Below are 25,229 nucleotides of genomic sequence, written 5' to 3'. Positions count from 1 at the left end.
CCTCCGGACTACCTCGCCTGTTCCACCCCCGGCCGGATGCGAAACTTCCGGCGTGGCGAAGGTGATCGAGATCAACGACCCGGCGGACCCTCGGCTGGACGACTTCCGGGACCTGTCGACGGCCGACCGCAGGCCTGATCGGCCGGGCGGACGAGGACTCGTCATCGCCGAGGGTGTCGTGGTGGTGGAACGTCTGCTGGCGTCGCCGTACCCGGTGCGCGGGCTGCTCGGGGTGCGGCGGCGGATCGAGGCGCTGGACCTTTCTGACCTGGACGTTCCCGCCTACGTGACGTCAGCAGAGGTTATGGCGTCCGCCGTTGGTTTCCACTTGAACCGGGGTGTACTCGCGGCGGCGGATCGCGCTCCCGCGGTGTCGTTCGAGGAGCTCGCGACGACGTCCCAGCGCCTCGCCGTGCTCGAGGGCGTGGGCGACCACGAGAACCTGGGTTCGATCTTCCGCAACGCCGCCGCGCTGGGCGTCGACGGCGTCGTGCTCGGCCCCGGTTGCAGCGATCCGCTGTACCGGCGCAGCGTGCGGGTGTCGATGGGCCACGTCCTGCGCGTGCCGTTCGCTACCACAGATGAGTGGCCCGCGGCGCTGAACATGTTGCGGCAAAAGGGTTATACCGTTGCCGCTCTGACGCCGCGCCCATCCGCTCTGCATCTTGCAGACGCGGGTTTGCGCGGCCGTCGCGTGGCGGTGCTGCTGGGTTCGGAGGGGCCGGGCCTCACCGACGAGGCGATCGACGCCGCGGATCTGGCCGTGCGCATCCCGATGTCGTCCGGCGTCGACTCGCTGAACGTGGCCACCGCGGGCGCGGTGGCGTTCTACGCCCTGCTCTAGAGCAGCGTCAGGATCAGGGCCAGCCAGGCGACCAGCACCCCGGTCACGACGCCGTACGCGACCCAGCGCCACACCGGCACCTTGCGCCCGAGCCAGACCGACGGGGCCAGCCCGCCGACCACCAGCACGTTCGCGACGAGCGCGAGCCACCGGCTGGTCTCGCCCAGTCCGAGCGACAGCGACACGACGGTCACCGTGACGATCGCGGCCGTGATGACGCTGACCGTGAGCCCGGTGCCCCAGGGCGTCGGCTCGGGTTCGTCCTCGACCAGCGTCTGAACCGGAGCTTCAGCCGCCTCGGGGGCGTCGACGCTGACCAGTTCGCCGCTGACCGGGTCGGTGTAGCTGACGGGGGAGTTCATGACCGACGCGATCCTGCCCGCGAGCTGCTTGCCCCTGCGCGCGACCAGCGCACTGGCCACGCCGTCGGCCGGCGTCTCGGAGCGCACCACCGCGTCGGCGACCTTCGCCCACTCGTGCAGCGCCTCCGCGAGGTCGGCGCCGAGGGGCAGGCTGTGCGGGTCGACCTCGCGCTCACCGGAGTCGTCTTCCCCGGCCAGCACGGCGCGGCCGTCCCGGACTCGCAACTCCACTGCGTCCTCCTCGGTCTGGACCTTCGGCCAGAAACCTATCGGACGCGGGTTGCGATCGAGAACGACCGAGCTGGAGTCGTGAGGTCGCGTTCGCGCCAGATCCCCATTGGCGCGAACGCGACCTGCAGGCCTAGGCGAGCGAGTCGCGCCAGGCCGTGTGCAGGGCCGCGAACCGGCCCCGCTCACCGATCAGCTCCGCGGGGGAGCCGTCTTCCACCACAATGCCACCATCCAGCACCAGAACGCGGTCCGCGATCAGGACCGTCGACAGGCGGTGGGCGATGATGAACGCGGTCCGGTCGGCCAGCACTGTCTCCAGAGCTGCCTGCACGGCGCGTTCGGTGGGTACGTCCAGGGATGATGTTGCCTCATCGAGGACCAGCACCGCCGGGTCGGCCAGGAAAGCACGTGCGAAAGCGACCATTTGGCGCTGTCCCGCCGACAACCGGCCGCCCCGTTTGCGGACGTCCGTGTCGTAGCCGTCCGGGAGAGCCGCGATGAACTCGTGCGCTCCGAGCTCGGCCGCGGCGGCCTCGATCTCCGCCCGCGACGCCGACGGACGGCCCAGGGCGATGTTGTCCGCGACCGAGCCGGAGAACAGGAAGTTCTCCTGCGTCACCATCACCACGGCCTTGCGCAGGTCCGTGTCCGCGATCTCCCGCAGGTCGGTGCCGTCGAGCCGCACCGAGCCGGACGACGGGTCGTAGAAACGGCCCACGAGCTTCGCCACCGTGGTCTTGCCGGCGCCGGTCGCGCCCACCAGTGCCACGGTCTGCCCGGCCGGTACGTCGAGCGTGAAGCGCGGCAGCACCAGCCGGGACGTGCCGGGGTACTGGAACTCCACGTCGGCGAACCGGACGGCGCCCCGCGCGTGCGGGATGGCCACCGGTGACGACGGTTCCGGCACCGACGGCCGCTCCTCCAGGACGCCGGAGATCTTCTCCAGCGCGGCGGTGGCCGAGGAGTACGAGTTCGCGAACATCGCCAGCTCGTCGAACGGGTCGTAGAAGCGGCGCAGGTACAGCATGAACGCCGCCAGCACGCCCAGCTCGAGTGAGCCGCCCGCCACTCGGTAGGCACCCCAGGCGAGGACGAGCGCCAGCGACACGTTGCCGATGCCGCGGACCGTCGAGACGAACGTGGCCATCACGCCCAGCGCGTCGGTGTTCGCGTCGCGGAACTGGCCGTTGAAGCCCGTCATGATCTGCTCGTTGCGGGGCTGGCGGCGGAACGCCTGCACCGCGCGGATGCCGTTCATGGACTCCACGAACTGGACGATGATCTTGGCGATCGCGCCGCGCGTGCCCCGGTAGGCGTCCATCGAGCGGCGGCGGAACCAGCGCCAGATGAAGAAGATCGGCACGAAGCCCGCGATCACGACCAGGGCCAGCGGGGCGTCCAGGTAGAGCAGGATGACCGCGATGCCCGTCACCGACAGCGCCGCGTTGAACAGGCTGTCCAGGCCTTCTTCGAGGAGGTCCTGCAACGAGTCCACGTCGCTGGTCAGCCGGGAGATGACCTTGCCGGACGTGTAGGACTCGTGGAACCCGACCGACAGGCTCTGCGAATGCCGGAAGATCCGGCCGCGCAGGTCGAGCAGCACGTCCTGTCCCACGCGGCCGGAGAGCCGCAGGAACGCCCAGCGCAGGAACGTCATCAGCACGGCGGAGACCGTGTAGCCGGCGACGCACCACACCAGGATCGACGGACTGCCGCCCGTCGCGGCCGGGATGCCGCTGTCGATCGCGGCGGCGATCAGCAGCGGACCCGCGAGAGCCGCCAGGTTGCCGCCGACGACCGCGGCGATCGCCAGCGACGTGAGCCCGATGTGCGGGCGCAGCAACGATCCCAGCAACCTGCGCGAGCGGGCCTGCAGACGCAGGCCCGTCGAGTGCGTGATCTCCTCGATCTCCTCGGCGGCGACGCCGCGCCATTCTTCTTCTTGTGTCACAGTCACTTCACTCACGACGCCACCTCCTCTTCGATCAGGTCTTCGTCCATTGAGGACAACAGACGCCGGTACTCGTCGTTGGTGTCCAGCAGTTCCCGGTGCGAACCGATCGCGGCGATCTTGCCGTCGACCAGCAACGCCACGCGGTCGGCGAGCTGCACGGTCGACGACCGGTGCGCCACGACCAGTGCCGTGGTGTCGCGCAACACCCTGCGCAGCGCGCCCTCCACCTCGGCCTCGGTGTGGACGTCCAACGCCGACAGCGGGTCGTCCAGCACCAGCACGGCCGGCTTGCCGACGACCGCGCGGGCCAGCGCCAGTCGTTGCCGCTGACCTCCGGACAGGGACAGACCCTGCTCGCCGATCCTGGTCGCGAGACCCCACGGCAGCGCGTCCACGAACTCCTCCGCCTTGGCCACCCGCAACGCCTCGCGGACCTGGGCCTCTGTGACGTTCGGCAGGCCCAGCCCCACGTTCTCGGTGACCGACGCGGAGAACAGCACGGGCTCCTCGAACGCGGTGCCCACGACGGTCCTCAGGTCCTCCAGCGAGAGGTCCCGCACGTCGGTGCCGTCGATCGTGATCCGGCCACCGGTGACGTCCGCGAGCCGCGGCACCAGCGCGGTCAGCGTCGTCTTGCCCGACCCCGTCGCGCCGACCAGCGCCAGCGTCTCGCCGGGACGCAGGTCGAGATCGATGCCCGACAGCACCTCGCGGCCGTCCTCGAACGCGAACCGCACGCCCTCGAAACGAACGTGCCCGCGCAGCGGCGTGGGCAGCGGCGCGGGCGAGGCGGGGCTGGTGATCGTGACGGGGGAGTCGATGACCTCCCAGTAGCGTTCCAGCGCCGAGGCGGCCTGGTTCGTCTCCGCGAGCAGCCAGCCGATGGAGTCCATGGGCCAGCGCAGGTAAGCGCTCACCGCGACCGCCGCGACCAGCGTGCCGACCGTCATCCAGCCGTTCACGATGCCGATGGCGCCGACGCCGAGCATGCCCGCGATCGACAGCTCCGGCAGCACGATCAGGACCGACCACAGCGAGGCCAGGATCGAGATCTTGTTCAGTTCGGTCGTCCGCAGCTCCCGCGCCTGCGCCAGGAACCGCTTCGAGAGCTCAGGCCCGCGCCCGAACGCCTTGAGCACCCGGATGCCGAGCACCGACTCCTCGACCGTCGTGGTCAGGTCGCCGGCCTGGTCCTGCGCCCGCCGCGCGACGACCTTGAACTTCGACTCGAAGAAGTACGAGATGATGATCAAGGGCAGCGAGCCGCACAGCGACACGACCAGCAGCCACGGCGAGAGCGCCGCGATGATGCCCAGCCCGATCAGCACGACCAGGGTGTTGACGATCAGGAACACGACCGCGAACGCGACGAACCGGCGCACGGTCGTGAGGTCGTTCGTCGCGCGCGACAGCAGCTGACCGGACTGCCACCGGTCGTGGAACGCCACCGGCAGCCGCTGAAGGTGCTTGTACAGGTCGAACCGCATGCGCGCCTCGACCTCGGCCGCCGGCCGGGCGACGATCTTGCGCCGGATGTAGAACAGCGCCGCCTCGCCGAGCCCGAGCACCAGCACGCCCAGGATCAGCCACGGCAGCGGACCGGTCTGCTTGTTCTGAATCGGACCATCGACGATGCGCTGCGTCAGCAGCGGGATGCCAAGACCACACAGCATCGCGAGCATCGTCGCCGACAGCACGACAGTCATCCGTGCGCGGTGCGGCCGCACGTACGGCCACAACCTCCGCAAGGTCCTGATTGTCGAGTTTCGTTGATCGCTCACGCGATGAGCCCCCTCCAGGTCATCTCCAAAGTACGAAGTCGGACCCGTCTTCAGCATCCGGTTTTTCTCCCCAGCGGAGGGTGCAGGCTCGACTTAGGTCGAGGTCAAGGGCACGATGACCACCATGACGCGGTTTCTGCGAACCGAGCAGACGATGGCGTTTCCACACGGACGGCTCATCGCCTCACGCGACGGATCGAACTACGTCCTGGCTCCGGACGGCTGGGACCACCTGGCCGGCCCGCGCCCGAGACACGCGATGCTCGTCTCCCGCGAGGACGCCGAGGACTGGTGCGAACGCGAGGGCTGGGACCTGAACCTGCTGGACCAGGTACCGGTCACTTCCTGAAGGTGAACAGGCCGACCAGCCCGTAGGCGACGGCCGCCAGCAACGCCTCGGCGTGGTGCCGGTTGGCGAACCACCCGATGACGGGTTCGTGCACCTTGAAGTAGAGCCCGATGCCCAGAACGATCGGCCCGAGCAGGATGATCGGCCACACCGGCCGCACCCCGAAGACCCACAGGATCGGCCCGGCCAGCACCAGCGACGACACGAGCGCGAGCGGCAACCCGATCAGCACGAGCAGCAGGAACGCCGACATCGACGTGCTGTCGAGCCACGACTTGAGGAAGCCCGACTCGTACGCCCACGTCCACCCGAGCACCAGCCCGGCACCGACGGCCATCGACAGCACGACCCGGAACAACAGCCGGCGTCCCGTCCTGCCCGTCTTGCCCGCGGTGCTCTGCTCCGTCACGCCACCCACCGTAACCAGCGTCACCACGCCAGCCAAGGCATGGCGGGCACCTCCTGCCACCGCGAACGTCACGTTTGCGCGCGCCGACCGGTCGCCGCGCCCGCGACGGCGAAGGCCACCACCGGCACGAAGATCATCGAGACCTCGTCGCGAGTCCACCCCACGTGCAGACCCACGATCCAGACGACCGGCCAGAACATGCACCCGAGCCATGTCGCCCGCCAGGCCCGCGGAAGGCGCAGCAGGGTGAGCGTCCAGTAGTGGGCCGGGCTTGCTACAGCGGCCCAGCAGACGGGGAGGACCAACAGCCCCGAGAGCGACCACCTGTCGCAGGTCCGGCCGACCGCGTCCACGCACTGAGGCGGCAGTACCCACCACCAGGTCAGATACCCCGCGATCCCGGCGACGGCTCCCACAAAGGCTCCGAGCAGCGCCCGTTTCAGCACCGCCGCGCCCGACCCACGCCCAACGCGGCGACGCCGTAAGCAACGCACGGAACGACCACGTACATCGTCGCCATGAACCGGTGGACGTCCTCCTGGTACATGTCCACCTGGAAGGTCCTGAAGAAGACGACCCCCACGAACAGCAGGAGCCACAACCCGCTCCCGGCCCCTGCAACCCACCAGCCGCGTTCCGTCCGCGTCACCCGGAACCCCAGGTGGACCAGCACCCCGGCCACCACCATCCAGAACGCGAAGACGGGCCCGACGGTCAGCGGGAAACCGGAACCACAGCCGGCACGCCCAGGCCCGCCGTTGCAGTACCTCGTGAGCGTGTCCAGGGTCAGCAGGAATCCGGCGCCGACGACCGTTCCGACAACGGCCCCCAGAGCCGTGCGCGACAACATGCGCCCAGAACTACCTGATCAAGGCTCGCAAGAGCCCGGCCTTCACGAACCCTCCACAGCACCTTCACCGCGCGGAGGGTTCGTGAGCACGGCGATCAACGCGTACAGCGCGGCGAACACCGCGAAGGCCAGGAAGGTCATCCCCAGCAGCAGGATCATCGCGACCACCGCCATGAGGGTCGCGGGCACGGCCACCAGCCATGCCCGCGACACGCTCAACGAACGCAGTGCGATCCCACCCACGACCGCCCCGGCCACCGCGAACACCGGAGTGGCGATCACGAAGGCGCCGAGACAGCCCCAGTCGTCCTTCGAGCAGACGGCACCCGAAGCGAGGAGCTCGAACATTCCCCACCAGGCCAGCCCGAGGAGTGCACCCACTCCGGCAGCCAGCGCGACACGACGTCCCACGGTGTCAGCGTCTCACTCAGCGGTTCGACCGCACGCCCAGTAAAACGTCTTCCCACGAAGGGACGATGGGGTGGTTCTTCTTCCCCCGCTTCGGAGGAGGGTCCTTGCGCACCGGCTTCTCCGCCGCGGGCTCCTGCTCCGTCTTCACCGGTGGCGGAGGCGGGGCAGGCGCGGGCTCCGGCTCAGGCAGCTTCTCCTGAGCCGGCTTCTCGGCCACGACAGGTGCCGCCACGGGGGCGGGCGCCTGCGCGGGAACCGGCACGGGTGCGGGCTCCTCGGCAACGGGCGCGGGGGCCGCGGGGAGGACCGGGGTCGTCTCCAGGGCCTGCCGTGCCAGCTGCGTCACCGGACGCACCGTGCGCAGCGTGCGGTTCGGGTTCGGGTCCATCAGGTCGACGGCGGCGTCGTCCAGTGCCGTCACCGTGCCGCCCTGAGCACCTGGGTGGAACGCCCAGTGCGCGCGGTTCTCCGAGCGACCGGTCTTCCACTGCAGCTGCACGACCCAGCGGTTGTCGTCGCCGCGCCACGCGTCCCACTTGGTGTCGGACAGGTCGTGGCCGCGCAGGCCGAACGAGTGCGCGACGACCTCGCCGAGCGTCTGCACGTCCGGGCCGTCCTCACGGACCGGGTGCGCGCGCTGGGCCAGGTCGGCCGTGCGCGAACGCTCCAGCAGAACGGGGTAGGCGAAGCGCTCGATGCGGTGCGTCGGCATGCCTGCGGCAGCGGCGACCTGCTCGATCGACTCGCCGGCGCGGATGCGGGCCTGGATCTCACGAGGCCGCATGAGGGCCTCGCCCGATTCGATCTGCATCTGGCCGAGGCGCGCGAGATCACCGCGCAGGGCAGCCCGAAGGCGCTCGTCTGCGGGGAGCGTGAAGCGCTCGCCGCGGTTTTCGGGGTCCTCGAGGATGACGGACTTGCCGTCCTCGTCGAGCCCGATGACTCGCAGCGCTCGCATCGTGGCCTCCCTGAATTCGCACCTCGCCAGCAGACAACGTTAGGACAACGAGCCGTCCTTGCGTGGGAGACTCGCCGATATCTCTACGTGATCTTGCCAGTTCACGAGGCCTGTCGCACTCCCGTTTCCGGAAGGTTCACCTGGACCACCAGTCCGCCTCCCCCGTTCGGGCGAGCCTTCGCCGAACCCTGATGAGCCTTCGCGACGGACTGCACGATCGACAGGCCGAGGCCGGATCCGGCGGTCCCGGTGCGGTCGCGGAGCCGCCGAAAGGGCTCGAACAATCCGGGTACTGCCTGGGCAGGCACGGTGGGACCGGTGTTGGTGACGATCAGTTCTTGATCAAGCCGCACGGACACGGAGCCGCCCGGTTTGTTGTAGAGGACGCCGTTGCGCAACAGGTTGCCGACGAGTTGGGCAAGTAGGACCGGATCGCCGTCCACCAGATACCTGCGAGTCTGAACCGCAAACGTGACGTTCTTCTCCGAAGCCAACGCCGCGCACGACTCGATTTCGTCGTCGATCACCTCGTCCAGCCACACCAGCTCACGCGTGGCGAGCCCGCGATCACTGCGAGCGAGCAACAGCAGCCCGTCGATGAGCTTCTCGCTGCGCTCGTTGGTGTCGAGCAGGTGCATGCCGAGCCTGCGGGTCTCGTCGGTGACGTTGGGGTCGGCCATCGCGACCTCGATCAGCGTCCGCTGCACGGCCAGCGGCGTGCGCAGCTCGTGCGAGGCGTTCGCGACGAACCGCTTCTGGCTGTCGAACGACGACGCGAGCCGGTCGAGCATGCCGTCGAAGGTGTCCGCGAGCTCTTTCAGCTCGTCCGGCGGCCCGTCCAGCTCGATGCGCTGGTCCAGGCGTTCCGCCTCGAGTCGGTGCGCGGTCGAGGTGATCGAGTGCAACGGCGCCAGCACCCGTCCGGCCACCACCCAGCCGAGCCAGACGGCGATCACGGCGGCCACCAGCAGCGCGATGATCGATTGCCACAGGACCGTGCTCATCGTGTCCGCTTTGACCTGGTCGGCGGTGACCACCAGGGTGTCCGCCGGCAGTTGTGCGGCCTCGACCGCCGCGTAGCCCGGGTAGACGGTGCCCATCGGCGCCGTCGGCACCTCCGTAGCCCGCTGGAGCGACATCCCGCCGGCCAACGGCTCCCAGTCGGCGAGCAGCCAGTAGTTGAGCGCGATCAGCGCGATGCCCGCGATCAGGAACACCCCGGCGTACCAGGCCGTCAGCCTGGTCCGCAGCGTCACGAGCCGAACCGGTAGCCGGCGCCGGGCACGGTCTGGATGACCTGCGGCGCGCCCAGCTTGCGGCGCAGCGTCATCACCGCCACCCGCACGGCGTTCGTGAACGGGTCCGCGTGCTCGTCCCAGGCCTTCTCCAGCAGCTCTTCCGGACTCACCACGTTGCCCTCCGCCCGCATCAGCACTTCCAGCACGGCGAACTCCTTGGGGGACAGCGGCAGGAACGTCCCGTCGCGCGACGCCTGGTGGCGCGGCAGGTCCAGCGTCACGCCTGCCCGTTCGAGCACCGGCGGCAGGGCGGGACGGGCCCGGCGACCCAGCGCCTGCACGCGGGCCACGAGCTCGGCGAACGCGAACGGCTTGGTCAGGTAGTCGTCGGCACCGAGCCCGAGCCCGGCCACCCGATCGTCCACTTCGGCCGCCGCCGTCAGCATCAGCACCCGTGCCTCGCCGCCGGTCGCGTGCACCGCCTTGCACACGTCGTCACCGTGCACGATGGGCAGATCGCGGTCGAGCACCACGACGTCGTACGCGTGCACCCCTACCCGCTCCAACGCCGCTTCGCCGTCGTAACAGACGTCGACCGCCATCGAGAACCTGCGCAACCCCTCGGCGATCGTGTCCGCGAGCAGTTGTTCGTCCTCGACCACCAGCACACGCATGACACCTATTTTCCGCGCAACGGGCATAAGCGCCGGATAAGGTCTTTCGCTTAACGCCGCCGAATGGCCGCCTCCGTAGACCTGTCCCCATGAAATCCACCATCGCGGTGTTGCTGGGCCTGCTCCTGGCGCTCACGGCCTGCGGCTCGAAAGAGCAGCCTGCCGCGCAGAAGGACGAGAAGGGCGACATGGTCAAGTTCGCCCAGTGCATGCGGGAGAACGGCGTGAACATGCCGGACCCCAAGGACGACGGCAGTGGCGGCGTGATGATCGAGGCGATGCCCGCCGACGGCGGCGGCGAGGGCGGCGCTCCGGACATGGAGAAGATGAACGCCGCCAACGAGGCCTGCAAGAAGCACCTCCCCAACGGCGGCGAGCTCAAGCCGCCGTCGCCTGAGCAGCAGGACAAGATGCGCAAGGACGCGAAGTGCATGCGGGACAAGGGTTACGACTGGCCTGACCCGAACTTCGACGGTGGCGGCACCGCGGAGGTCCAGGAGCTGCCCGACATGTCCGACGACAAGGTCAAGCAGGACATGAAGGACTGCGGCATGGGCGAGGGCATGGTCGCTGTGAGGCCCGCCGGATGAAGCGCGCGGTGAACAGGAAGATCCTCATCGCCACGCTCGTCGCGGCGGTGGTGCTCGGCACCGGCGGGGTCGTGGTGCTCACCAGGATCGCGTCCAACCAGGCCAACGCCGCGCCGTTGCAGAACGACCCGGCGAAGACCGCCGCAGTCAAGAAGACGAACCTGGCGGACCAGCAGTCGGTGACCGGACAGCTCGGCTACGGCGCGGAACGAGCTCTGGCCAGCCGGAAAAGTGGCACCGTCACCGGGCTGCCGAAGCAGGGCGATGTCATCGAACAGGGCAAACCGGTGTTCCACTCGGACGCCAAACCGGTGCCGCTGTTCTACAGCTCGATGCCGCTCTACCGCGACCTCGAGTCGGGCATGTCGAACGGACCCGACGTCAAGGTGGTGGAGGAGAACCTCGCCGCTCTGGGGTTCAAGGACTTCGGCGCCCCCGACGAGAAGTTCACGTACTACACGGCCACCGCGCTGAAGAAGTGGCAGAAGGCCAACGGTCTGGAGCAGACCGGAAAGCTCGGCGCCGGTGACGTGATCGTCCAGCCGGGAGCGATCCGCGTCTCCTCGTTGAACGCCCAGCTCGGCGCACCCGCCGGCGGCGACCTGATGAAGGTCACCGGCACCGAACGCGCGGTGACCGTCGAACTGGAGCAGTCCAAGCAGCGCCTCGCCAAGCAGGGCGAGAAGGTCGAGCTGTCGATCACCGGTGGCAAGCCCACCACGGGCACGATCACCGGCGTCAGCCGCACCACGGGCGACCCGAACCAGGGCTCCAAGCCCAAGATCGTGCTCACGATCTCCGTCGACGACCCCAAGGCCGCGGAAGGCATCGACACCGGCAGCGTCACCGCGCTGTTCACCGTGACGAAGAAGCAGAACGTGCTCGCGGTCCCGATCGGCGCGCTGCTCGCGCTCAACGAGGGCGGCTACGGCGTGGTCACCGACGACGGCAAGACCATCCCGGTCACCGTCGGCATCTTCGCCAAGGGCCAGGTCGAGGTGCAGGGCGAGGGCCTGCGCGAGGGCATGAAGGTGGTGACCACCGAGTGATCACCGTCGACCACGCGAGCCGGACGTATCCCGGTGGTGTGCAGGCGTTGCGCGACGTCTCCCTGACCGTCGGGGGCGGCGAGATGCTCGCGATCGTGGGACCGTCCGGCTCGGGCAAGTCGACGCTGCTGCACCTGATGGGCACGCTCGACAAGCCCACGACGGGCACGGTCGAGATCGACGGCAACGACATCTCCACCTTGTCGGACAACGCTTTGTCGGCGCTGCGCGCACGCACGATCGGGTTCGTGTTCCAGCAGTTCTTCCTCACCGACGGGCTGTCCGCGATCGAGAACGTGGCCTCCGGGCTCGTCTACGCCGGCGTGCCGCGTTCGAAGAGACGCTCCATGGCGATGTCCGCTTTGGACAGAGTGGGGCTGATCCACCGCGCGCTGCACAAGCCGCACGAGCTGTCCGGCGGTGAACGTCAGCGGGTCGCGATCGCGCGGGCCGTGGTGAACACGCCGGGAATCCTGCTGGCCGACGAGCCGACCGGAAACCTGGACACGAAGAACGGCGCGGGTGTGCTGGAGTTGCTGGAGAGCCTCAACTCCGACGGCACGACGATCGTGATGATCACGCACGACCGGGACATCGCGGCGTGGGCTCCGCGCAGGGTCGAGGTCCGCGACGGGGTGATCGTGTGATCGACCTCCTCCGCCTCGGGTTCTTCGGCATGCGGACCCGCCCGATCCGCGCGGTGCTCTCCGCACTGGGCATCGCGATCGGCATCGCCGCGGTGGTCGCGGTCGTCGGCATCCCGGCCTCCAGTGCGGCGGCGTTGAAGGAGAAGATGTCCAAGCTGGGCACCAACCTCCTGACCGCGGCGCCGGGCCAGGACTTCTTCGGCCAGGACGCGAAACTGCCGGAGACCGCGGTGCCGATGGCCAAGCGGATCGGCGCGGTGTCGGCGGCCAGCGCCACCGGCAAACTGTCCGCGAGCGTCCGCAAGAACGACCTCGTGCCGACGAGCGACACGCTCGGCCTGCAGGTGCAGGCGGCGGAGAAGGACCTGCTGAAGGTGCTGGGCGCCGAGGTCCGCGAGGGCAGGTGGCTGTTGCCGGGTGAGAAGTCGGTGGTGCTCGGGGGCACCGCGGCCTCGCGCCTGGGCATCGACAAGCCCGGTGTGCAGCTGTGGATCGACGGGCAGTGGTTCACCGTGGTCGGCATCCTCGGGCCGCTGCCGCTCGCGCCGGAGATCGACAGGTCCGCGCTGGTCGGCTGGGACGCGGCCAAGGAGGCGTTCGGCTTCGAGGGCAACGCGAACACGGTCTACGTGCGCACGTCCCCTGACCAGGTCGACAACGTCCGCAACCTGCTCGGTCCGACGCTGAACCCGCAGAAGTCCAACGAGGTCAAGGTTTCCCGGCCGTCCGAGGCGCTCGAAGCGCAGCAGCTGGCCGAGAGTTCCTACAACGCGCTGTTCCTGGGCTTGGGCGGAGTCGCGTTGTTGGTGGGTGGCGTCGGCGTGGCGAACACGATGGTGATCTCGGTGCTGGAACGCCGCAGGGAGATCGGTCTGCGGCGGGCGCTCGGGGCGACCCGGCGGCAGATCCGGTGGCAGTTCCTCACCGAGTCGGTGTTGCTGTCCGGCCTGGGCGGACTGGTCGGCGTGATCGTGGGAATCGCGGTCACGGCCGGATATTCGATCAGTCAGCAATGGCCCGCGGCACTGCCGTGGCCGGCCCTGCTCGGGGGAGTGGGCTCGGCGATCCTCATCGGCGCCATCGCCGGCGTCTATCCCGCGGTGCGGGCGGCACGTCAGTCGCCCACGGAAGCACTTGCCTGAAAAGCCCTGGGGTGCACCGAGAACTCATCGGTGCACCCCAGGCCGCTACTTCAAGAACGTCAGAGCTGGCCGACGACCCAGTCGATCGCCTGCGTGAGGATCGTGACGTCGTTCGGCTCGATGGCCGGGAACATCGCGACGCGCAGCTGGTTCTTGCCGAGCTTGCGGTACGGCTCGACGTCCACGATGCCGTTGGCGCGCAACACCTTCGCGACCACGGCCGCGTCCACGTCGTCGCTGAAGTTGATCGTGCCGACGACCTGCGAGCGGTCAGCGGCCTTCTCGACGTACGGCGTGGTGTACGCGGTCTTCTCGGCCCAGGTGTACAGGCGGTCCGAGGAGTCCTTGGTGCGTGCGACGGACCAGTCGAGGCCGCCGTTGCCGTTGATCCAGTCGATCTGGTGCGCCAGCAGGAAGAGCGTGGCGACCGACGGCGTGTTGTACGTCTGGTCCTTGGTGGAGTTGTCGAGCGCGGTCGGCAGCGACAGGAACTCGGGAACCCAGCGGTCCTTGAGCTCGTCGACGCGGGCGAGCGCGGCCGGCGACATCAGCGCGAGCCACAGGCCGCCGTCCGAGGCGAACGACTTCTGCGGCGCGAAGTAGTAGACGTCGAAGTCCTCGGCCTTGACCGGCAGGCCACCGGCCGCGGACGTCGCGTCGATCGCGATCAGCGCGTCGCCGGAGCCCTCGATGCGGGTGACGGGCATCGCGACACCGGTCGAGGTCTCGTTCTGCGCCCAGCCGACCAGGTCGGCGCCCTCGGCGTAGAAGAGCTCGGGCGTGGTGCCCGGCTCGGCCTTGGTGACCAGGGAGTCCTTCAGGAACGGCGCGGTCTGCGTGACCTTCGCGAACTTGGAGGAGAACTCACCGTTGGTGAAGTGCTGCGCGGTCTCGCGGACCAGGCCGAACGACGCCGCGTCCCAGAACGCCGTGGTGCCACCGTTGCCGAGCACGACCTCGTAGCCGTCCGGCAGCTGGAACAGGTCGCGCAGTCCGGAGCGGACGCGGCCGACGAGGTTCTTGACGGGCTTCTGCCGATGGGACGTGCCGAGCAGTGCCGCACCCTCGGACGCGAGCGCCGCGACGGCCTCGGGACGCACCTTGGACGGTCCACAGCCGAAGCGGCCGTCAGACGGCTTGAGCTCGGCGGGAAGCACCAACGAGGTCGGATCGGCGGTCTGGGTCATGTGGTCACGCCTCCGGGGCGATTGACGAGCTTCAGGGACCTGACCGGCGCCGTTGCCGGAGTTCACAGTGTTGCAGGCCGGTGGCCGGGAGGTGACAGCCGGGTGTCCTGGGTCACTTCACCACGGCCCGGCCGCGCCTCACTGCAGCATGCCTCGATCCATCGCCGTCGTCACCGCGGCGGTGCGGTCCGAGACGCCCAGTTTGTTGAACACCCGCAGGAGATGAGTCTTCACAGTCGCCTCGGAGATGAACAGAGTCCTGCCGATCTCGACGTTGGACATGCCCTTCGCGACCAGCTTCAACACCTCGGCCTCGCGTGCCGAGAGGGGCGGCGTGCGGACCTGCCCGACCACCTTCGCGACCATCGACGGCGCCAGCACGGTCTCGCCGCGCGAGGCCGCCCGGATGGCCGCGATGAGGTCCTCGGTCGTGGAGTCCTTGAGCAGGTACCCGGACGCACCGGCCTCGACCGCGCGCAGAATGTCCGAATCCGTCTCGTACGTCGTGAGGACCAGAACGCGCGGCCCGGTTCCGACGATCTTCGCGGTCGCGGCCACACCGTCCATTTCGGGCATTCGCAGGTCCATCAGCACGACGTCCGGCTTCAGCAGGGCGGCCTTCTCGATGCCCTCCTGGCCCGAACCCGCGTCGCCGACGACCTCCAGGTCGTCCGCGACGAGCATGCCCTTCAGGCCCTGACGCACCACCGGGTGGTCGTCCACCAGCAGAATCCTGATCACAGCGGTACCTCCACCAGCACGGACGCCCCCTCGTCGGAGAACAGGGAAAGCGTTCCACCCACCTGTTCCAGCCTCGCACGCATGCCCCGCAGCCCGAAGCCTTCCGGCGCGTCCCCGAACCCGCGCCCGTCGTCGCGCACCTCCAACGAGACGCTGTCCTCGTCGAACCTCATCACCACGTCGACCCGTGACGCCCCGGAGTGCCTCGCCACGTTGGTCAGCGCCTCCTGAACAGTCCGCAGCAGCACCACCTCGGCCGAGGTCTGCAGCCCCACCGGATCGCCGATGACCCGGAAGGTGGACTCCAGCTCCACGCCGTTCACCAACCGCCGCAACGCGTCCTCCAGCGAGGAACCGTCCAAAGGCGACGGTGAGTTGGAGGCGACCAGGGCCCGTGCCTCGCGAAGGTTCTCCCGCGCGGTCTGCAGAGCCAGTTCGACGTTCGGCTGGGCGCCCTGCAGCAGCGTGATGATCGACGTGAAGCCCTGCGCCAGCGTGTCGTGGATCTCGCCGGCCCAGCGGGCCCGCTCGGCCTCGATGGTCAGCGCCTCGATGCGTTGCAGCAGCTCACCGCGCTGCTGGCTCTGCGTCGCGATCCGGCTGATCGCCCACCCGAACGCCTGGGAGAAGCCGATGATCAACAGTGCGGCCGGCCACGGCAGTGCGGGGACGGCACCAGCGGCCCAGGTGAGGATCTGCGGTGTCATCACGAACAGCACCATCGGGATGAACGCCCACGCGAGCGGCAGCACCATGTAGATCTGCGGGACCAGGCCGAACAGGGCGAAGGTGGCGTTGCCGCTGAACCAGACCGCCGGTGCGAACGTGGCGAGCGAACCGGCCGCGTAGACGAACCCGTGCCAGTCGTCTTCCCCCCGGACGACCAGCCTCCTGCCGTAGAGCAGGAACCACAGACCGTTCAAGCACAACAACCCCGCCGCCGACAGGCGGTCGGCGAGGGTGTTGTTGTCGATCAGGATGAGCACGAGCGCGGTGACCTGGGTGACCGCGAAGAGCACGTACCAGGTGATCAGCTGGCGGTGTTGCTCCACTTGAAGGTCCTGCTCACGAGCACCAGTCCACCGATGGTCCACGCTCCCAGCACCAGCGCGATCTTCCCGAGCTCCCATGATCCCGCCGCCTCCATGACCGCGTAGCCGTCGTTCAGTGCGAACACCGAGCGGAAACCCTGGCACACCCACTTGAGCGGGAAGAGCGAACCCGTCACGCGCAGGGACTCCGGCAGCACCGCCTGGCTGATGAAAACACCGGAGAGGAACTGCAGCACGATGTAGGGCAGGTTCAGCACGCCCGCCGCGTTCCGGGTGGACTTGGCGATCGAGCTGAGCGCGACGCCGATCAGCGAGCACGAGATGACGCCGAGCACGAACACCCAGCCGAACGTGAACCACTTCTCGGCGCTCGACGGCAGCTCGACGTCGAACCGCACCATGGCGACGATCATCAGCAGCACGGCCTCGAACAGGCTCGACACGAAGACCAGGACGATCTTGCCGATGAAGTAGGACGTGAACGGCATCGGCGTGCCGCGCAGGCGCTTGAGCGTGCCGTCCTCGCGGTCGGCCACGACGCTCATGCCGAGTCCGACGAACGACGTCGAGATGATGCCGGCGCCGATCATGCTGGCCGCGAACATCTGGCCTTGCGCCACCTCGTGCACGTAGACGGTGCCGAGCAGCAGCATCAGGATCGCGGGCAGCGACACCGTGAAGATGAGGTTTTCCTTCTGCCGGAAGAACTCCCGCAGCTCGGTCGCACCCCTCGAGAGACCGAGCGACAGGGTTCCGGGAAGCACAGCCGCTTTGGACGTGACGGCGGTGGTCATTTGATCAGCTCCAGGTAGACGTCTTCCAGCGACGGGCGGGTGACGGTGAGTTCGGCCAGTTCGCCGTTGCGGGACAGCTCGGCGATGGCCTTGGTGGGTTCGGAGGTCTTGATCTCCGTGTAGCCCCGGTCGGACATCCAGCGCACGGTCGCGTCGGCGTGCGCACGGCCACCGAGCGTCTGCGGCGTGCCCTCGGCGACGATCTTCCCGCCGGCGAGCACGGCGACGCGGTCGGCGAGCGCCTCGGCCTCGTCGAGGTAGTGCGTGGTCAGCAGGATCGTGGTGCCCTCGGCGGCCAGCAGCTTGATCAGGCTCCAGAACTGGCGGCGCGCCTCGGGGTCGAAGCCGGTGGTCGGCTCGTCGAGGAACACCAGCTCGGGGCGGCCGATGATGCCGAGCGCGACGTCGAGCCGGCGCCGCTGGCCACCGGAGAGCGTGCCGCCGCGGGACTTGGCCTTCTCGGTGAGCCCGACGAGGTCGATGACCTCGTCCGGGTCACGCGGGTCGCCGTAGTACTTGGCGTAGTGGTGGACGGCCTCGCGGACGGTCAGGGTCGCGGCGTCCGTCGCGCTCTGCAGGACGATGCCGAGCTTGGAGCGCCATTCCCTGGTGCCCTTGGCCGGGTCGACGCCCAGCACGCTGACCTCACCGGCGTCGCGGTCGCGGTGCCCCTCCAGGATCTCGACGCTGGTGGTCTTGCCGGCGCCGTTCGGGCCGAGGACCGCGAACACCTCGCCCCGTGCGACGTCGAGGTCCACCCCTGCCACCGCCTGGTGGCCCTTGTAGGCCTTCTTGAGGCCCCTCACTCGGATCGCGTTCATGGGGTAAATCCTGCGTTTTCGAGGTGCTCCGGCGGGACGACCGCACCGCTGACTCCGGCTGTCAACCGGTCGGTGGACACGCGGTCGTGTTTCGGCCGTGTTTCCACTCCGCGATAGCCCGCTTTCGCGTGTTAGAACAGCCGGGTGCATCTGACGCCGCATGAACGGGACAAGCTCCTCGTGCACGTCGCCGCCGACGTGGCGCGGAAGAGGCTCGAACGCGGGGTGCTGCTCAACTACCCCGAGGCCGTCGCGTTGATCACCGACCACGTGCTGGAAGGCGCGCGGGACGGCCGCACGGTCAGCGAGCTCATGGAGAGCGGGCGGACCGTGCTCGCGCCGGAGCAGGTCATGCGCGGGGTGCCGGAGATGATCGACTCGGTGCAGGCCGAGGCGACCTTCCCGGACGGCACCAAGCTCGTCACCGTCCACCACCCGATCGCGCCTTCCGCAGGCCCGGCGCCGGGTGAGGTGATCGTCGGCTCCGAGCCCGTCGAGCTGAACCCGGGACGGCCGCGCGTGACGATGGTCGTCGTGAACGTCGCCGACCGGCCCGTCCAGGTCGGGTCGCACTTCCACTTCGCCTCGGTCAACACGGGGCTGTCGTTCGACCGCGAGGCCGCGTTCGGCTACCGGCTGGACATCCCGGCGGGCACGGCCGTGCGGTTCGAGCCCGGCGTCGAACGCGAGGTCACGCTGGTTCCGCTGGCAGGGTTGAGGATCGTCAGGGGGCTGCAGCGATGATCGACCGCGAGCGTTATGCCGAACTGCTCGGACCGACGGTCGGCGACCGGATCCGGCTCGCCGACACCGACCTGTTCATCGAGGTCACCGAGGACCGTTCGCGCGGCGCCGGTTCCGGCGACGAGGTGATCTTCGGCGGTGGCAAGGTGATCCGCGAGTCGATGGGGCAGGGCGTCGCGACCCGTGCCGAGGGTGCTCCCGACCTGGTCATCACGGGTGCGGTGATCCTCGACCACTGGGGTGTCGTCAAGGCCGACGTCGGCGTGCGGGACGGCCGGATCGTCGCGATCGGCAAGGCCGGCAACCCGGACACCATGGACGGCGTCCACCCGGCGCTGGTCATCGGTCCGTCGACGGAGATCCTGTCCGGCAACGGGAAGATCCTGACCGCGGGCGGCATCGACTGCCACGTCCACTTCATCTGCCCGCAGATCGTGGACGAGGCGCTGGCGTCCGGGCTGACCACGTTGATCGGCGGTGGCACCGGCCCGGCGGAGGGCACGAAGGCCACCACCGTCACGCCCGGCGCCTGGTACCTCGACCGCATGCTGACGTCGATGGACCACATGCCGATCAACGTCCTGTTGCTGGGCAAGGGGAACACGGTCTCGGAAGAGGGCCTGCGCGAACAGCTCGTCGGCGGGGCCGGCGGGTTCAAGCTGCACGAGGACTGGGGCACGACGCCCGCCGCGATCGACGCCTGCCTGCGGGTGGCGGACGAGTCCGGTGTGCAGGTCGCGATCCACACGGACACGTTGAACGAGGCGGGGTTCCTGGAGTCCACTGTGGACGCCATCGGGGGCCGGTCGATCAACGCCTACCACTCCGAAGGGGCCGGTGGCGGGCACGCGCCGGACATCATCCGCGTGGTGTCGTTGCCGAACGTGCTGCCGTCGTCGACCAACCCGACGCGCCCGCACACCGTCAACACGCTCGAAGAACACCTCGACATGCTGATGGTCTGCCACCACCTCAACCCGTCCGTGCCGGAGGACCTGGCGTTCGCGGAGTCGCGCATCCGGCCGACCACGATCGCGGCCGAGGACGTGCTGCACGACATGGGCGCGATCTCGATGATCTCGTCGGACTCGCAGGCGATGGGCCGCGTCGGCGAGGTGATCATCCGGACCTGGCAGACCGCGCACGTGATGTCGTCGCGTCGTTCGCTGGACGCCAACCTGAGGGCGCAGCGGTACGTCGCCAAGTACACGATCAACCCCGCGGTGGCGCACGGGATCGCGTCCGAGGTCGGGTCGGTCGAGGTCGGAAAGCTGGCTGACCTGGTGCTGTGGGAGCCCAAGTTCTTCGGCGTTCGGCCGTCTGTGGTGGTGAAGGGCGGGTTCATCGCGTGGGGCGCGATGGGTGACGCGAACGCCTCCATTCCTACGCCGCAGCCGGTGTGGGCGCGGCCGATGTTCGGGGCGACGGCTGGAGCGGCTTCCTCGGTGTTCTTCGTTGCACCTTCGGCGATCGAGGCCGGGATTGGCGAGAGGTATTCGCGGCGGGTGTTGCCGGTGGAGTCGACCCGGTCGGTGACCAAGGCCGACATGGTGCTGAACGACGCGATGCCGGACGTCCAGGTCGATCCGGACAGCTTCGCCGTGCACATCGACGGCGAACTGGTCGAGCCCTCGCCGGTCGCGGAACTGCCGATGGCGCAACGGTACTTCCTGTTCTGATGCTGACCGCGCTGATCCTCGCCGACTCCCGGTTCCCCGGCGGAGGCCACGTGCACTCCGGTGGGCTGGAGGAGGCTGCCGCGCGTGGGCTGGTCGTCGACGAGCCTTCGCTGCGGTCGTTCCTGCACGGGCGGTTGCTCGGCGCCGGGCTGCTGGCCGCTGGGTTCGCGGCCGCGGCGGCTCGCGGTGAGGATCTGGCGATGCTGGACGCGGAGCTGGACGCCCGCACGCCTTCGCCTGCTCAGCGTGCTGCTTCGCGGGCGCAGGGGCGGGGCATGTTGCGTGCGGCTCGGCGGGCTTGGCCCTCTGCCCGGCTGGAGTCGTTGCCGCGCGATCCGCATCAGCCGTTGGTGATCGGCGTGCTGGTCGCCGAACCTTACGAAGCTGCTTTGACCTGCGCTTATCTTGCTGTCAGCGGGCCGGCCTCCGCGGCTGTGCGGTTGCTGGGGCTGGATCCGTTCGGGGTCAACGCGATCGTGGCTTCGCTGGACGTGGAGGACGTTGCTTCGCGGGCGTGCAAGGAACTGCCCGCGCTGGGTTCGCCTGCCTTGGATCTTCTGGCCGAGGCACATGATCGACGTGAAGGGGTGCGTCTCTTTGGGAGCTAACCACGGGCCCGACCCGCATGATCATCACCACGGGACCGCGCCGCGCATCGGTATCGGCGGGCCGGTTGGTAGCGGCAAGACCGCTTTGACCGCTGCTTTGTGTCGCGCTTTGGGTTCTCAGTTGGAGTTGGCGGTTGTCACCAACGACATTTACACGACTGAGGACGCGGACTTTCTGCGTCGCGCCGGGGTGTTGGATCCGTCGCGCATCGAGGCGGTGCAGACCGGGTGCTGTCCGCACACCGCGATTCGAGATGACATCACCGCGAACCTCGATGCGGTGGAGCGGTTGGAGCATCGGTACTCGTCGTTGGATCTCGTGATCATCGAGAGTGGTGGCGACAACCTGACCGCGGTGTTCTCGCGCGGGTTGGTCGACGCGCAGATCTTCGTCGTGGACGTGGCCGGCGGGGACAAGGTGCCGCGCAAGGGTGGGCCTGGGGTGACGACCGCTGATCTGCTGGTCATCAACAAGATCGATCTTGCGCCGTACGTGGGCGCGGACATGGACGTGATGATCTCCGACGCGCACCGGATGCGCGGGGACCTGCCGGTCATCGCCCAGTCGCTGGTCGAGACGCCCGATGCGCCCGAGGTCGCCAAGTGGGTGCTGGCCCAGCTGTGAAGGCGGTTCTGTGAAGGCGTCCGCTCGGCTGGTGGTCACCTTGGACTCGCACGGCAACAGCGTCGTGCGAGTCCTGCGGTCGATGACACCGTTGACATTGGTGCCGCACCGGCGGGTGGGGCCCGTTGCCTTGGTGCACCTGGTTTCTTCGGTCACCGCGCCACTGGGCGGCGATTCGTTGTCCCTGACCGTCGAAGTCGGTCCTGGAGCCTCGCTCGAGCTTCGAGGTGTTGCGGCGACGCTGTTGCTGCCCGGTTCGTCCGGTGCGGTTTCTTCGTCCGTCGTGCGGTTCTTGGTCGAGGGAACCGTGTCCTACCTGCCGGAACCGACCGTCGTGACGAGCCGTGCCCGCCACACCGCAGTGGTGGAGGCCGAATTGGACGGTCACGCACAGTTGCGAACCCGCGAGGTCCTGGTGCTCGGCCGGGCCGGCGAGAAGCCGGGCACGTTGTCCACGACGGTGCGCGCAACCCGTTGTGGCAAGCCGTGGTTGCACCAGCAACTGGTCGTGGGGGATCCGTTGGTCGACGCTTCCTCCGCCGGCTTGGCGGGCAAGCGGGTCGTCGGCACCGATCTGGTGCTGGATTCGGTGGAGCGTGCGAGCGACGGCGGGGAGTGGTGGAGCGTCGTTCCGTTGGCAGCAGGCGGAACCCTTGCCACCGCACTGGGTGATGACGTGGTCACCGTCACACGTGTGCTCGATGCCATCTGACTCGATCACGAGCTCGATCCAGAACTGTTCTTTGCACGGACAGTCACCGTTCAGGTGGTGGTCATCACCGCGCAGGCGGTTTCGGGATCCGTTCGCCGTGCGTATGGTCGCGGGTCCAGGGACCACGAGTTCTGCCCGCCGCTTGGAGGTTCGCCGATGACGGAGACCACGAACATCGCACTACCGGCGATGCGCGTGTCCTACGAGCAGGGCTCGCTCAGCGAGTCGGAGCTTGCCGCCACCTGGCACGAACAGCTCCAGCTTTGGCTGGACGACGCGACCAACGCCGGTCTTGCTGAGCCCAATGCGATGGTGCTCGCGACTACGGATGTGAAGGGCCGTCCTTCGTCGCGGACCGTGTTGGCGAAGGGGTTGGACGTACGTGGGTTGGTGTTCTTCACCAACTACACGTCCAACAAGTCCCACGATCTGATGGCTACTCGCTACGCGTCCGCCACTTTTCCGTGGTTTGCGATGCAGCGGCAGGCTCACGTACGTGGGGTTGTGGAGAAGGTCGGGCCTGTGGAGACCGCTGAGTACTGGAACTCTCGGCCTCGGGGGTCGCAGATCGGGGCTTGGGCTTCGCCTCAGTCCCGGGTGGTGACTGGGCGGTCCACTTTGGATTCTGCTCTTCACAAGATCGAGCGGCAGTTTGCCGATACCGAGAAGATTCCTGTGCCTCCGCATTGGGGTGGGTGGCGGATTCGGCCTGAGGAGGTCGAGTTCTGGCAGGGGCGGCGGGATCGGATGCATGATCGGTTGCGGTTCCGGGATGGGCGGGATGGGTGGTCGTTGGAGCGGGTTGCTCCGTAGGTCGCCGGATTAGAGCTTTTGCGGATGGGGTGTCTCCTGTGGGCGGGAGGCGCCCCTTTTGCTGTTCCCAGTCGCGGGCTTGCGGGTGGGTCACCTTGCGGGCGGCGACCTTGCGTTGGGTGCTTCCCCTGGGGGCTCTGCCCCCAGACCCCCGGCAATCTGATCGGGGGGTGGCGCCGCCTGCGGGTAGATGGCACGCCTGTTGCGTTGGGCGGCTGCCTGTTTCGTAGTTGGGTTGCGTTGGCGGTGGGGTCCCGTCACGAGCCGCACCAGGAGCGGGCCACATGTGAGGGGGGAGGTCAAGTCGACGAAAAGCGTGTCGACTTGACCTCCCCCCTCACATGCAGCAAGAGCTGTGGCGCGACTCGTGACGGGACCCCACCGCCCAGCCCGTTCGGTAAGGACGGCTCGCCTTCGGCTTCGCGTGCGATCAGGCGCTGGCGTGTGGGCTTGGGGCGGCTTGCCTGGGGCTGGTGGGTGTGCGAACTAGGGTGTGGGGGTGCGCATTCGTCGTGTTGTCACCACCCGCGCCGGTGGCGTGTCCAAGGGGTCCTACGAGTCGTTCAACCTCGGCGATCACGTCGGGGACGAGTTGGAGGCGGTCGAGGCCAACCGGGCTCGGCTTGCTGAGGGCATTGGGCTCACGCCCGACCGGTTGGTCTGGATGGAGCAGGTGCATGGGCGCACCGTTGCCACCGTGGACGGGCCGCAGGTCGAGCCGTTGGAGGCCACTGACGCCGTTGTGACGAAAAGGGCTGGTCTCGGGCTTGTCGTGTTGACTGCCGACTGTGTGCCGGTGTTGCTCGGTGATTCGGAGGCTGGGGTCATCGGGGCGGTGCACGCTGGGCGGGTTGGGGCTCGGGTTGGCGTTGTTGTCGAGGCTCTCAAGGCGATGATGGCGTTGGGGGCCGAGCTTGAGCGCATCGAGGTTCTGCTCGGGCCCTCGGTCTGTGGTGAGTGTTACGAGGTGCCCGTGGAGATGCAGCGGGACGTCGAGAAGCACTTGCCCGGTAGTGCTTCCAAGTCGCGGAAAGGTACGCCCGCGCTGGATCTTCGGGCCGGGTTGTGGAACCAGCTCGGGAGTGCCGGGGTCGGGAAGATCGGGGTCGACCCGCGGTGCACGTTCGAGGAGAAGGATCTGTTCAGCCATCGGCGGCAGGCGCCTACTGGGCGGCTCGCGTCGGTCATCTGGATCGAGCCGTGAACCGGGCCGAGGAGTTGGAGGAGAACCTCGCCGAGGTCGAGGAGCGCATCGCCAGGGCGTGTGAGGCTGCCGGGCGAGGGCGGGACGAGGTGATGTTGCTCGCGGTGACGAAAACCTGGCCCGCGAGCGATGTGGAGATCCTTTACGGGCTCGGGTTGCGGCACTTCGCGGAAAATCGCGATCAGGAGGCCGGCGAGAAGGTCCGCCAATTGAGACATCTCGAAGAAGCTCGTTGGCACATGGTCGGGCGATTGCAGCGCAACAAAGCGAAGTCCGTCGTCGAGTGGGCCGATCAGGTCGACTCGGTGGACAGCGTCCGGCTCGCGGAGGCGTTGGCGAAGGCGGCGCACGCGAAGGGCAAGACGCTCGACGTGTTGCTGCAGGTCAGCATCGACGGCGACACGTCGCGTGGTGGGGTTGCTGTTGCGGATGTGGCGGAACTCGCTGGCGTGATCACTCGTTCGGGTGATCTTATTCTCCGAGGTGCGATGACTGTCGCGCCCCGGACGATGAACCCATCGCAGGCGTTTCAGGCGTTGGTTTCGGTGGTATCAGGCCTACGTGATCATCATCCCACTGCCATCGGAGTGTCAGCGGGAATGAGCGGTGACCTGGAAGATGCCATCTCGCACGGATCGACCTGTGTGCGTGTCGGAACGGCGTTGCTCGGCAGCCGGCGACTAACCTCGCCATAGGTTGTCGGGAACCTCGGGACCGTCCGCACCGTCCCTAAGAGTGGGGAACCGCCGAGGAGGGGCTG

Annotated in this window: 29 protein-coding genes; 14 read left to right on the top strand and 15 right to left on the bottom strand. The window is 68.4% G+C overall.

Going from position 1 to position 25,229, the window contains the following annotated elements:
• Window positions 1-52 precede the first annotated feature (52 nt).
• On the top strand, window positions 53-844 hold the full coding sequence (locus ACH413_RS13730; protein ID WP_360046612.1) for an RNA methyltransferase: 792 nt from the start codon (window positions 53-55) through the stop codon (window positions 842-844).
• On the opposite strand, the gene ACH413_RS13725 is transcribed toward ACH413_RS13730, so the two are convergent.
• The 3 genes from ACH413_RS13725 to ACH413_RS13715 all read right to left on the bottom strand — a co-directional run bounded on the left by ACH413_RS13725 (window position 841) and on the right by ACH413_RS13715 (window position 5,139).
• Window positions 841-1,437 carry a DUF2537 domain-containing protein gene (locus ACH413_RS13725; protein WP_360046613.1) on the bottom strand — a complete coding sequence of 199 codons (597 nt, stop codon included), beginning with the start codon at window positions 1,435-1,437 and terminating at the stop codon, window positions 841-843. The two genes, ACH413_RS13730 and ACH413_RS13725, sit on opposite strands and share 4 nt — an antisense overlap.
• Before the next feature lie 130 nt (window positions 1,438-1,567).
• Window positions 1,568-3,403 (bottom strand): ABC transporter ATP-binding protein, encoded by a 1,836-nt coding sequence (locus ACH413_RS13720; protein WP_360046615.1) that lies wholly within the window; start codon window positions 3,401-3,403, stop codon window positions 1,568-1,570.
• On the bottom strand, window positions 3,400-5,139 hold the full coding sequence (locus ACH413_RS13715; protein ID WP_360046617.1) for an ABC transporter ATP-binding protein: 1,740 nt from the start codon (window positions 5,137-5,139) through the stop codon (window positions 3,400-3,402). The genes ACH413_RS13720 and ACH413_RS13715 overlap by 4 nt, the downstream gene beginning before the upstream one ends.
• Window positions 5,140-5,296: 157 nt before the next feature.
• On the opposite strand from ACH413_RS13715, the gene ACH413_RS13710 reads away from it, so the two are divergent.
• Window positions 5,297-5,521 carry a hypothetical protein gene (locus ACH413_RS13710; protein WP_360046619.1) on the top strand — a complete coding sequence of 75 codons (225 nt, stop codon included), beginning with the start codon at window positions 5,297-5,299 and terminating at the stop codon, window positions 5,519-5,521.
• On the opposite strand, the gene ACH413_RS13705 is transcribed toward ACH413_RS13710, so the two are convergent.
• From ACH413_RS13705 to ACH413_RS13675, 7 genes are all read right to left on the bottom strand, one after another.
• Window positions 5,511-5,930 (bottom strand): hypothetical protein, encoded by a 420-nt coding sequence (locus ACH413_RS13705; RefSeq protein ID WP_360046621.1) that lies wholly within the window; start codon window positions 5,928-5,930, stop codon window positions 5,511-5,513. The genes ACH413_RS13710 and ACH413_RS13705 overlap by 11 nt on opposite strands.
• Before the next feature lie 68 nt (window positions 5,931-5,998).
• Entirely contained in the window at window positions 5,999-6,346 is a 348-nt protein-coding gene (locus ACH413_RS13700) for a hypothetical protein (RefSeq protein ID WP_360046623.1), read from the bottom strand.
• 23 nt (window positions 6,347-6,369) lie between these two features.
• Window positions 6,370-6,780 carry a hypothetical protein gene (locus tag ACH413_RS13695; RefSeq protein ID WP_360046625.1) on the bottom strand — a complete coding sequence of 137 codons (411 nt, stop codon included), beginning with the start codon at window positions 6,778-6,780 and terminating at the stop codon, window positions 6,370-6,372.
• A gap of 42 nt (window positions 6,781-6,822) precedes the next feature.
• Window positions 6,823-7,191: a hypothetical protein gene (locus ACH413_RS13690; RefSeq protein WP_360046627.1), complete on the bottom strand. Its 369-nt coding sequence runs from the start codon at window positions 7,189-7,191 to the stop codon at window positions 6,823-6,825.
• A 16-nt stretch (window positions 7,192-7,207) separates the two neighbouring features.
• On the bottom strand, window positions 7,208-8,149 hold the full coding sequence (sepH, locus tag ACH413_RS13685) for a septation protein SepH (RefSeq protein ID WP_360046629.1): 942 nt from the start codon (window positions 8,147-8,149) through the stop codon (window positions 7,208-7,210).
• A gap of 101 nt (window positions 8,150-8,250) precedes the next feature.
• Window positions 8,251-9,405 (bottom strand): ATP-binding protein, encoded by a 1,155-nt coding sequence (locus ACH413_RS13680; protein ID WP_360046631.1) that lies wholly within the window; start codon window positions 9,403-9,405, stop codon window positions 8,251-8,253.
• The gene (locus ACH413_RS13675) at window positions 9,402-10,061 is read right to left on the bottom strand and encodes a response regulator transcription factor (protein ID WP_360046633.1); all 660 of its coding nucleotides are present in this window, start codon (window positions 10,059-10,061) and stop codon (window positions 9,402-9,404) included. The genes ACH413_RS13680 and ACH413_RS13675 overlap by 4 nt, the downstream gene beginning before the upstream one ends.
• Before the next feature lie 89 nt (window positions 10,062-10,150).
• On the opposite strand from ACH413_RS13675, the gene ACH413_RS13670 reads away from it, so the two are divergent.
• From ACH413_RS13670 to ACH413_RS13655, 4 genes are read left to right on the top strand one after another with little or no spacing between them, the layout of a single operon-like run.
• On the top strand, window positions 10,151-10,651 hold the full coding sequence (locus ACH413_RS13670) for a hypothetical protein (RefSeq protein WP_360046634.1): 501 nt from the start codon (window positions 10,151-10,153) through the stop codon (window positions 10,649-10,651).
• 8 nt (window positions 10,652-10,659) lie between these two features.
• Complete coding sequence (locus ACH413_RS13665) at window positions 10,660-11,700, top strand: peptidoglycan-binding protein (RefSeq protein WP_360046635.1); 1,041 nt, start codon at window positions 10,660-10,662, stop codon at window positions 11,698-11,700.
• Complete coding sequence (locus ACH413_RS13660; RefSeq protein WP_360046636.1) at window positions 11,697-12,347, top strand: ABC transporter ATP-binding protein; 651 nt, start codon at window positions 11,697-11,699, stop codon at window positions 12,345-12,347. Before ACH413_RS13665 ends, ACH413_RS13660 begins: the two co-directional genes overlap by 4 nt.
• A 29-nt stretch (window positions 12,348-12,376) precedes the next feature.
• A complete protein-coding gene (locus tag ACH413_RS13655; RefSeq protein WP_360046648.1) occupies window positions 12,377-13,489 on the top strand; it encodes an ABC transporter permease in 1,113 nt (370 codons plus the stop codon).
• Between the two features lie 59 nt (window positions 13,490-13,548).
• On the opposite strand, the gene serC is transcribed toward ACH413_RS13655, so the two are convergent.
• From serC to ACH413_RS13630, 5 genes are all read right to left on the bottom strand, one after another.
• A complete protein-coding gene (gene serC / locus ACH413_RS13650) occupies window positions 13,549-14,676 on the bottom strand; it encodes a phosphoserine transaminase (RefSeq protein ID WP_360046637.1) in 1,128 nt (375 codons plus the stop codon).
• Window positions 14,677-14,814: 138 nt separating this feature from the next.
• Window positions 14,815-15,417, bottom strand: coding sequence for a response regulator transcription factor (locus ACH413_RS13645; protein ID WP_360046638.1), 603 nt, complete (start codon window positions 15,415-15,417; stop codon window positions 14,815-14,817).
• Window positions 15,414-16,469 (bottom strand): sensor histidine kinase, encoded by a 1,056-nt coding sequence (locus ACH413_RS13640; protein WP_360046639.1) that lies wholly within the window; start codon window positions 16,467-16,469, stop codon window positions 15,414-15,416. Before ACH413_RS13640 ends, ACH413_RS13645 begins: the two co-directional genes overlap by 4 nt.
• On the bottom strand, window positions 16,448-17,263 hold the full coding sequence (locus ACH413_RS13635) for an ABC transporter permease (protein ID WP_360046640.1): 816 nt from the start codon (window positions 17,261-17,263) through the stop codon (window positions 16,448-16,450). Before ACH413_RS13635 ends, ACH413_RS13640 begins: the two co-directional genes overlap by 22 nt.
• Window positions 17,260-18,084 (bottom strand): ABC transporter ATP-binding protein, encoded by an 825-nt coding sequence (locus ACH413_RS13630; protein WP_360046641.1) that lies wholly within the window; start codon window positions 18,082-18,084, stop codon window positions 17,260-17,262. Before ACH413_RS13630 ends, ACH413_RS13635 begins: the two co-directional genes overlap by 4 nt.
• Before the next feature lie 144 nt (window positions 18,085-18,228).
• Here ACH413_RS13630 and ACH413_RS13625 point away from each other — a divergent pair, with 144 nt between their 5' ends.
• From ACH413_RS13625 to ACH413_RS13590, 8 genes are all read left to right on the top strand, one after another.
• A complete protein-coding gene (locus tag ACH413_RS13625) occupies window positions 18,229-18,828 on the top strand; it encodes an urease subunit gamma (RefSeq protein WP_360046642.1) in 600 nt (199 codons plus the stop codon).
• The gene (locus tag ACH413_RS13620) at window positions 18,825-20,507 is read left to right on the top strand and encodes an urease subunit alpha (RefSeq protein WP_360046643.1); all 1,683 of its coding nucleotides are present in this window, start codon (window positions 18,825-18,827) and stop codon (window positions 20,505-20,507) included. Before ACH413_RS13625 ends, ACH413_RS13620 begins: the two co-directional genes overlap by 4 nt.
• Window positions 20,504-21,115, top strand: coding sequence for an urease accessory UreF family protein (locus ACH413_RS13615; RefSeq protein WP_360046649.1), 612 nt, complete (start codon window positions 20,504-20,506; stop codon window positions 21,113-21,115). Before ACH413_RS13620 ends, ACH413_RS13615 begins: the two co-directional genes overlap by 4 nt.
• Complete coding sequence (gene ureG, locus ACH413_RS13610; protein ID WP_360046644.1) at window positions 21,078-21,740, top strand: urease accessory protein UreG; 663 nt, start codon at window positions 21,078-21,080, stop codon at window positions 21,738-21,740. Before ACH413_RS13615 ends, ureG begins: the two co-directional genes overlap by 38 nt.
• Before the next feature lie 10 nt (window positions 21,741-21,750).
• Window positions 21,751-22,452 carry an urease accessory protein UreD gene (locus ACH413_RS13605; protein WP_360046645.1) on the top strand — a complete coding sequence of 234 codons (702 nt, stop codon included), beginning with the start codon at window positions 21,751-21,753 and terminating at the stop codon, window positions 22,450-22,452.
• A 156-nt stretch (window positions 22,453-22,608) separates the two neighbouring features.
• On the top strand, window positions 22,609-23,265 hold the full coding sequence (gene pdxH / locus ACH413_RS13600; RefSeq protein WP_093605417.1) for a pyridoxamine 5'-phosphate oxidase: 657 nt from the start codon (window positions 22,609-22,611) through the stop codon (window positions 23,263-23,265).
• Window positions 23,266-23,764: 499 nt separating this feature from the next.
• Window positions 23,765-24,469 carry a peptidoglycan editing factor PgeF gene (gene pgeF / locus ACH413_RS13595; RefSeq protein WP_360041727.1) on the top strand — a complete coding sequence of 235 codons (705 nt, stop codon included), beginning with the start codon at window positions 23,765-23,767 and terminating at the stop codon, window positions 24,467-24,469.
• Window positions 24,466-25,164, top strand: a complete 699-nt coding sequence (locus ACH413_RS13590) for a YggS family pyridoxal phosphate-dependent enzyme (RefSeq protein ID WP_360041724.1) — start codon at window positions 24,466-24,468, stop codon at window positions 25,162-25,164. The genes pgeF and ACH413_RS13590 overlap by 4 nt, the downstream gene beginning before the upstream one ends.
• The last annotated feature ends 65 nt before the right edge of the window (window positions 25,165-25,229 follow it).

Origin of the sequence: Lentzea sp. NPDC020367 (genome assembly GCF_044387305.1) — a bacterium.
GTDB lineage: Bacteria > Actinomycetota > Actinomycetes > Mycobacteriales > Pseudonocardiaceae > Lentzea.
This window is presented reverse-complemented; position numbering and strand designations above follow the sequence as displayed.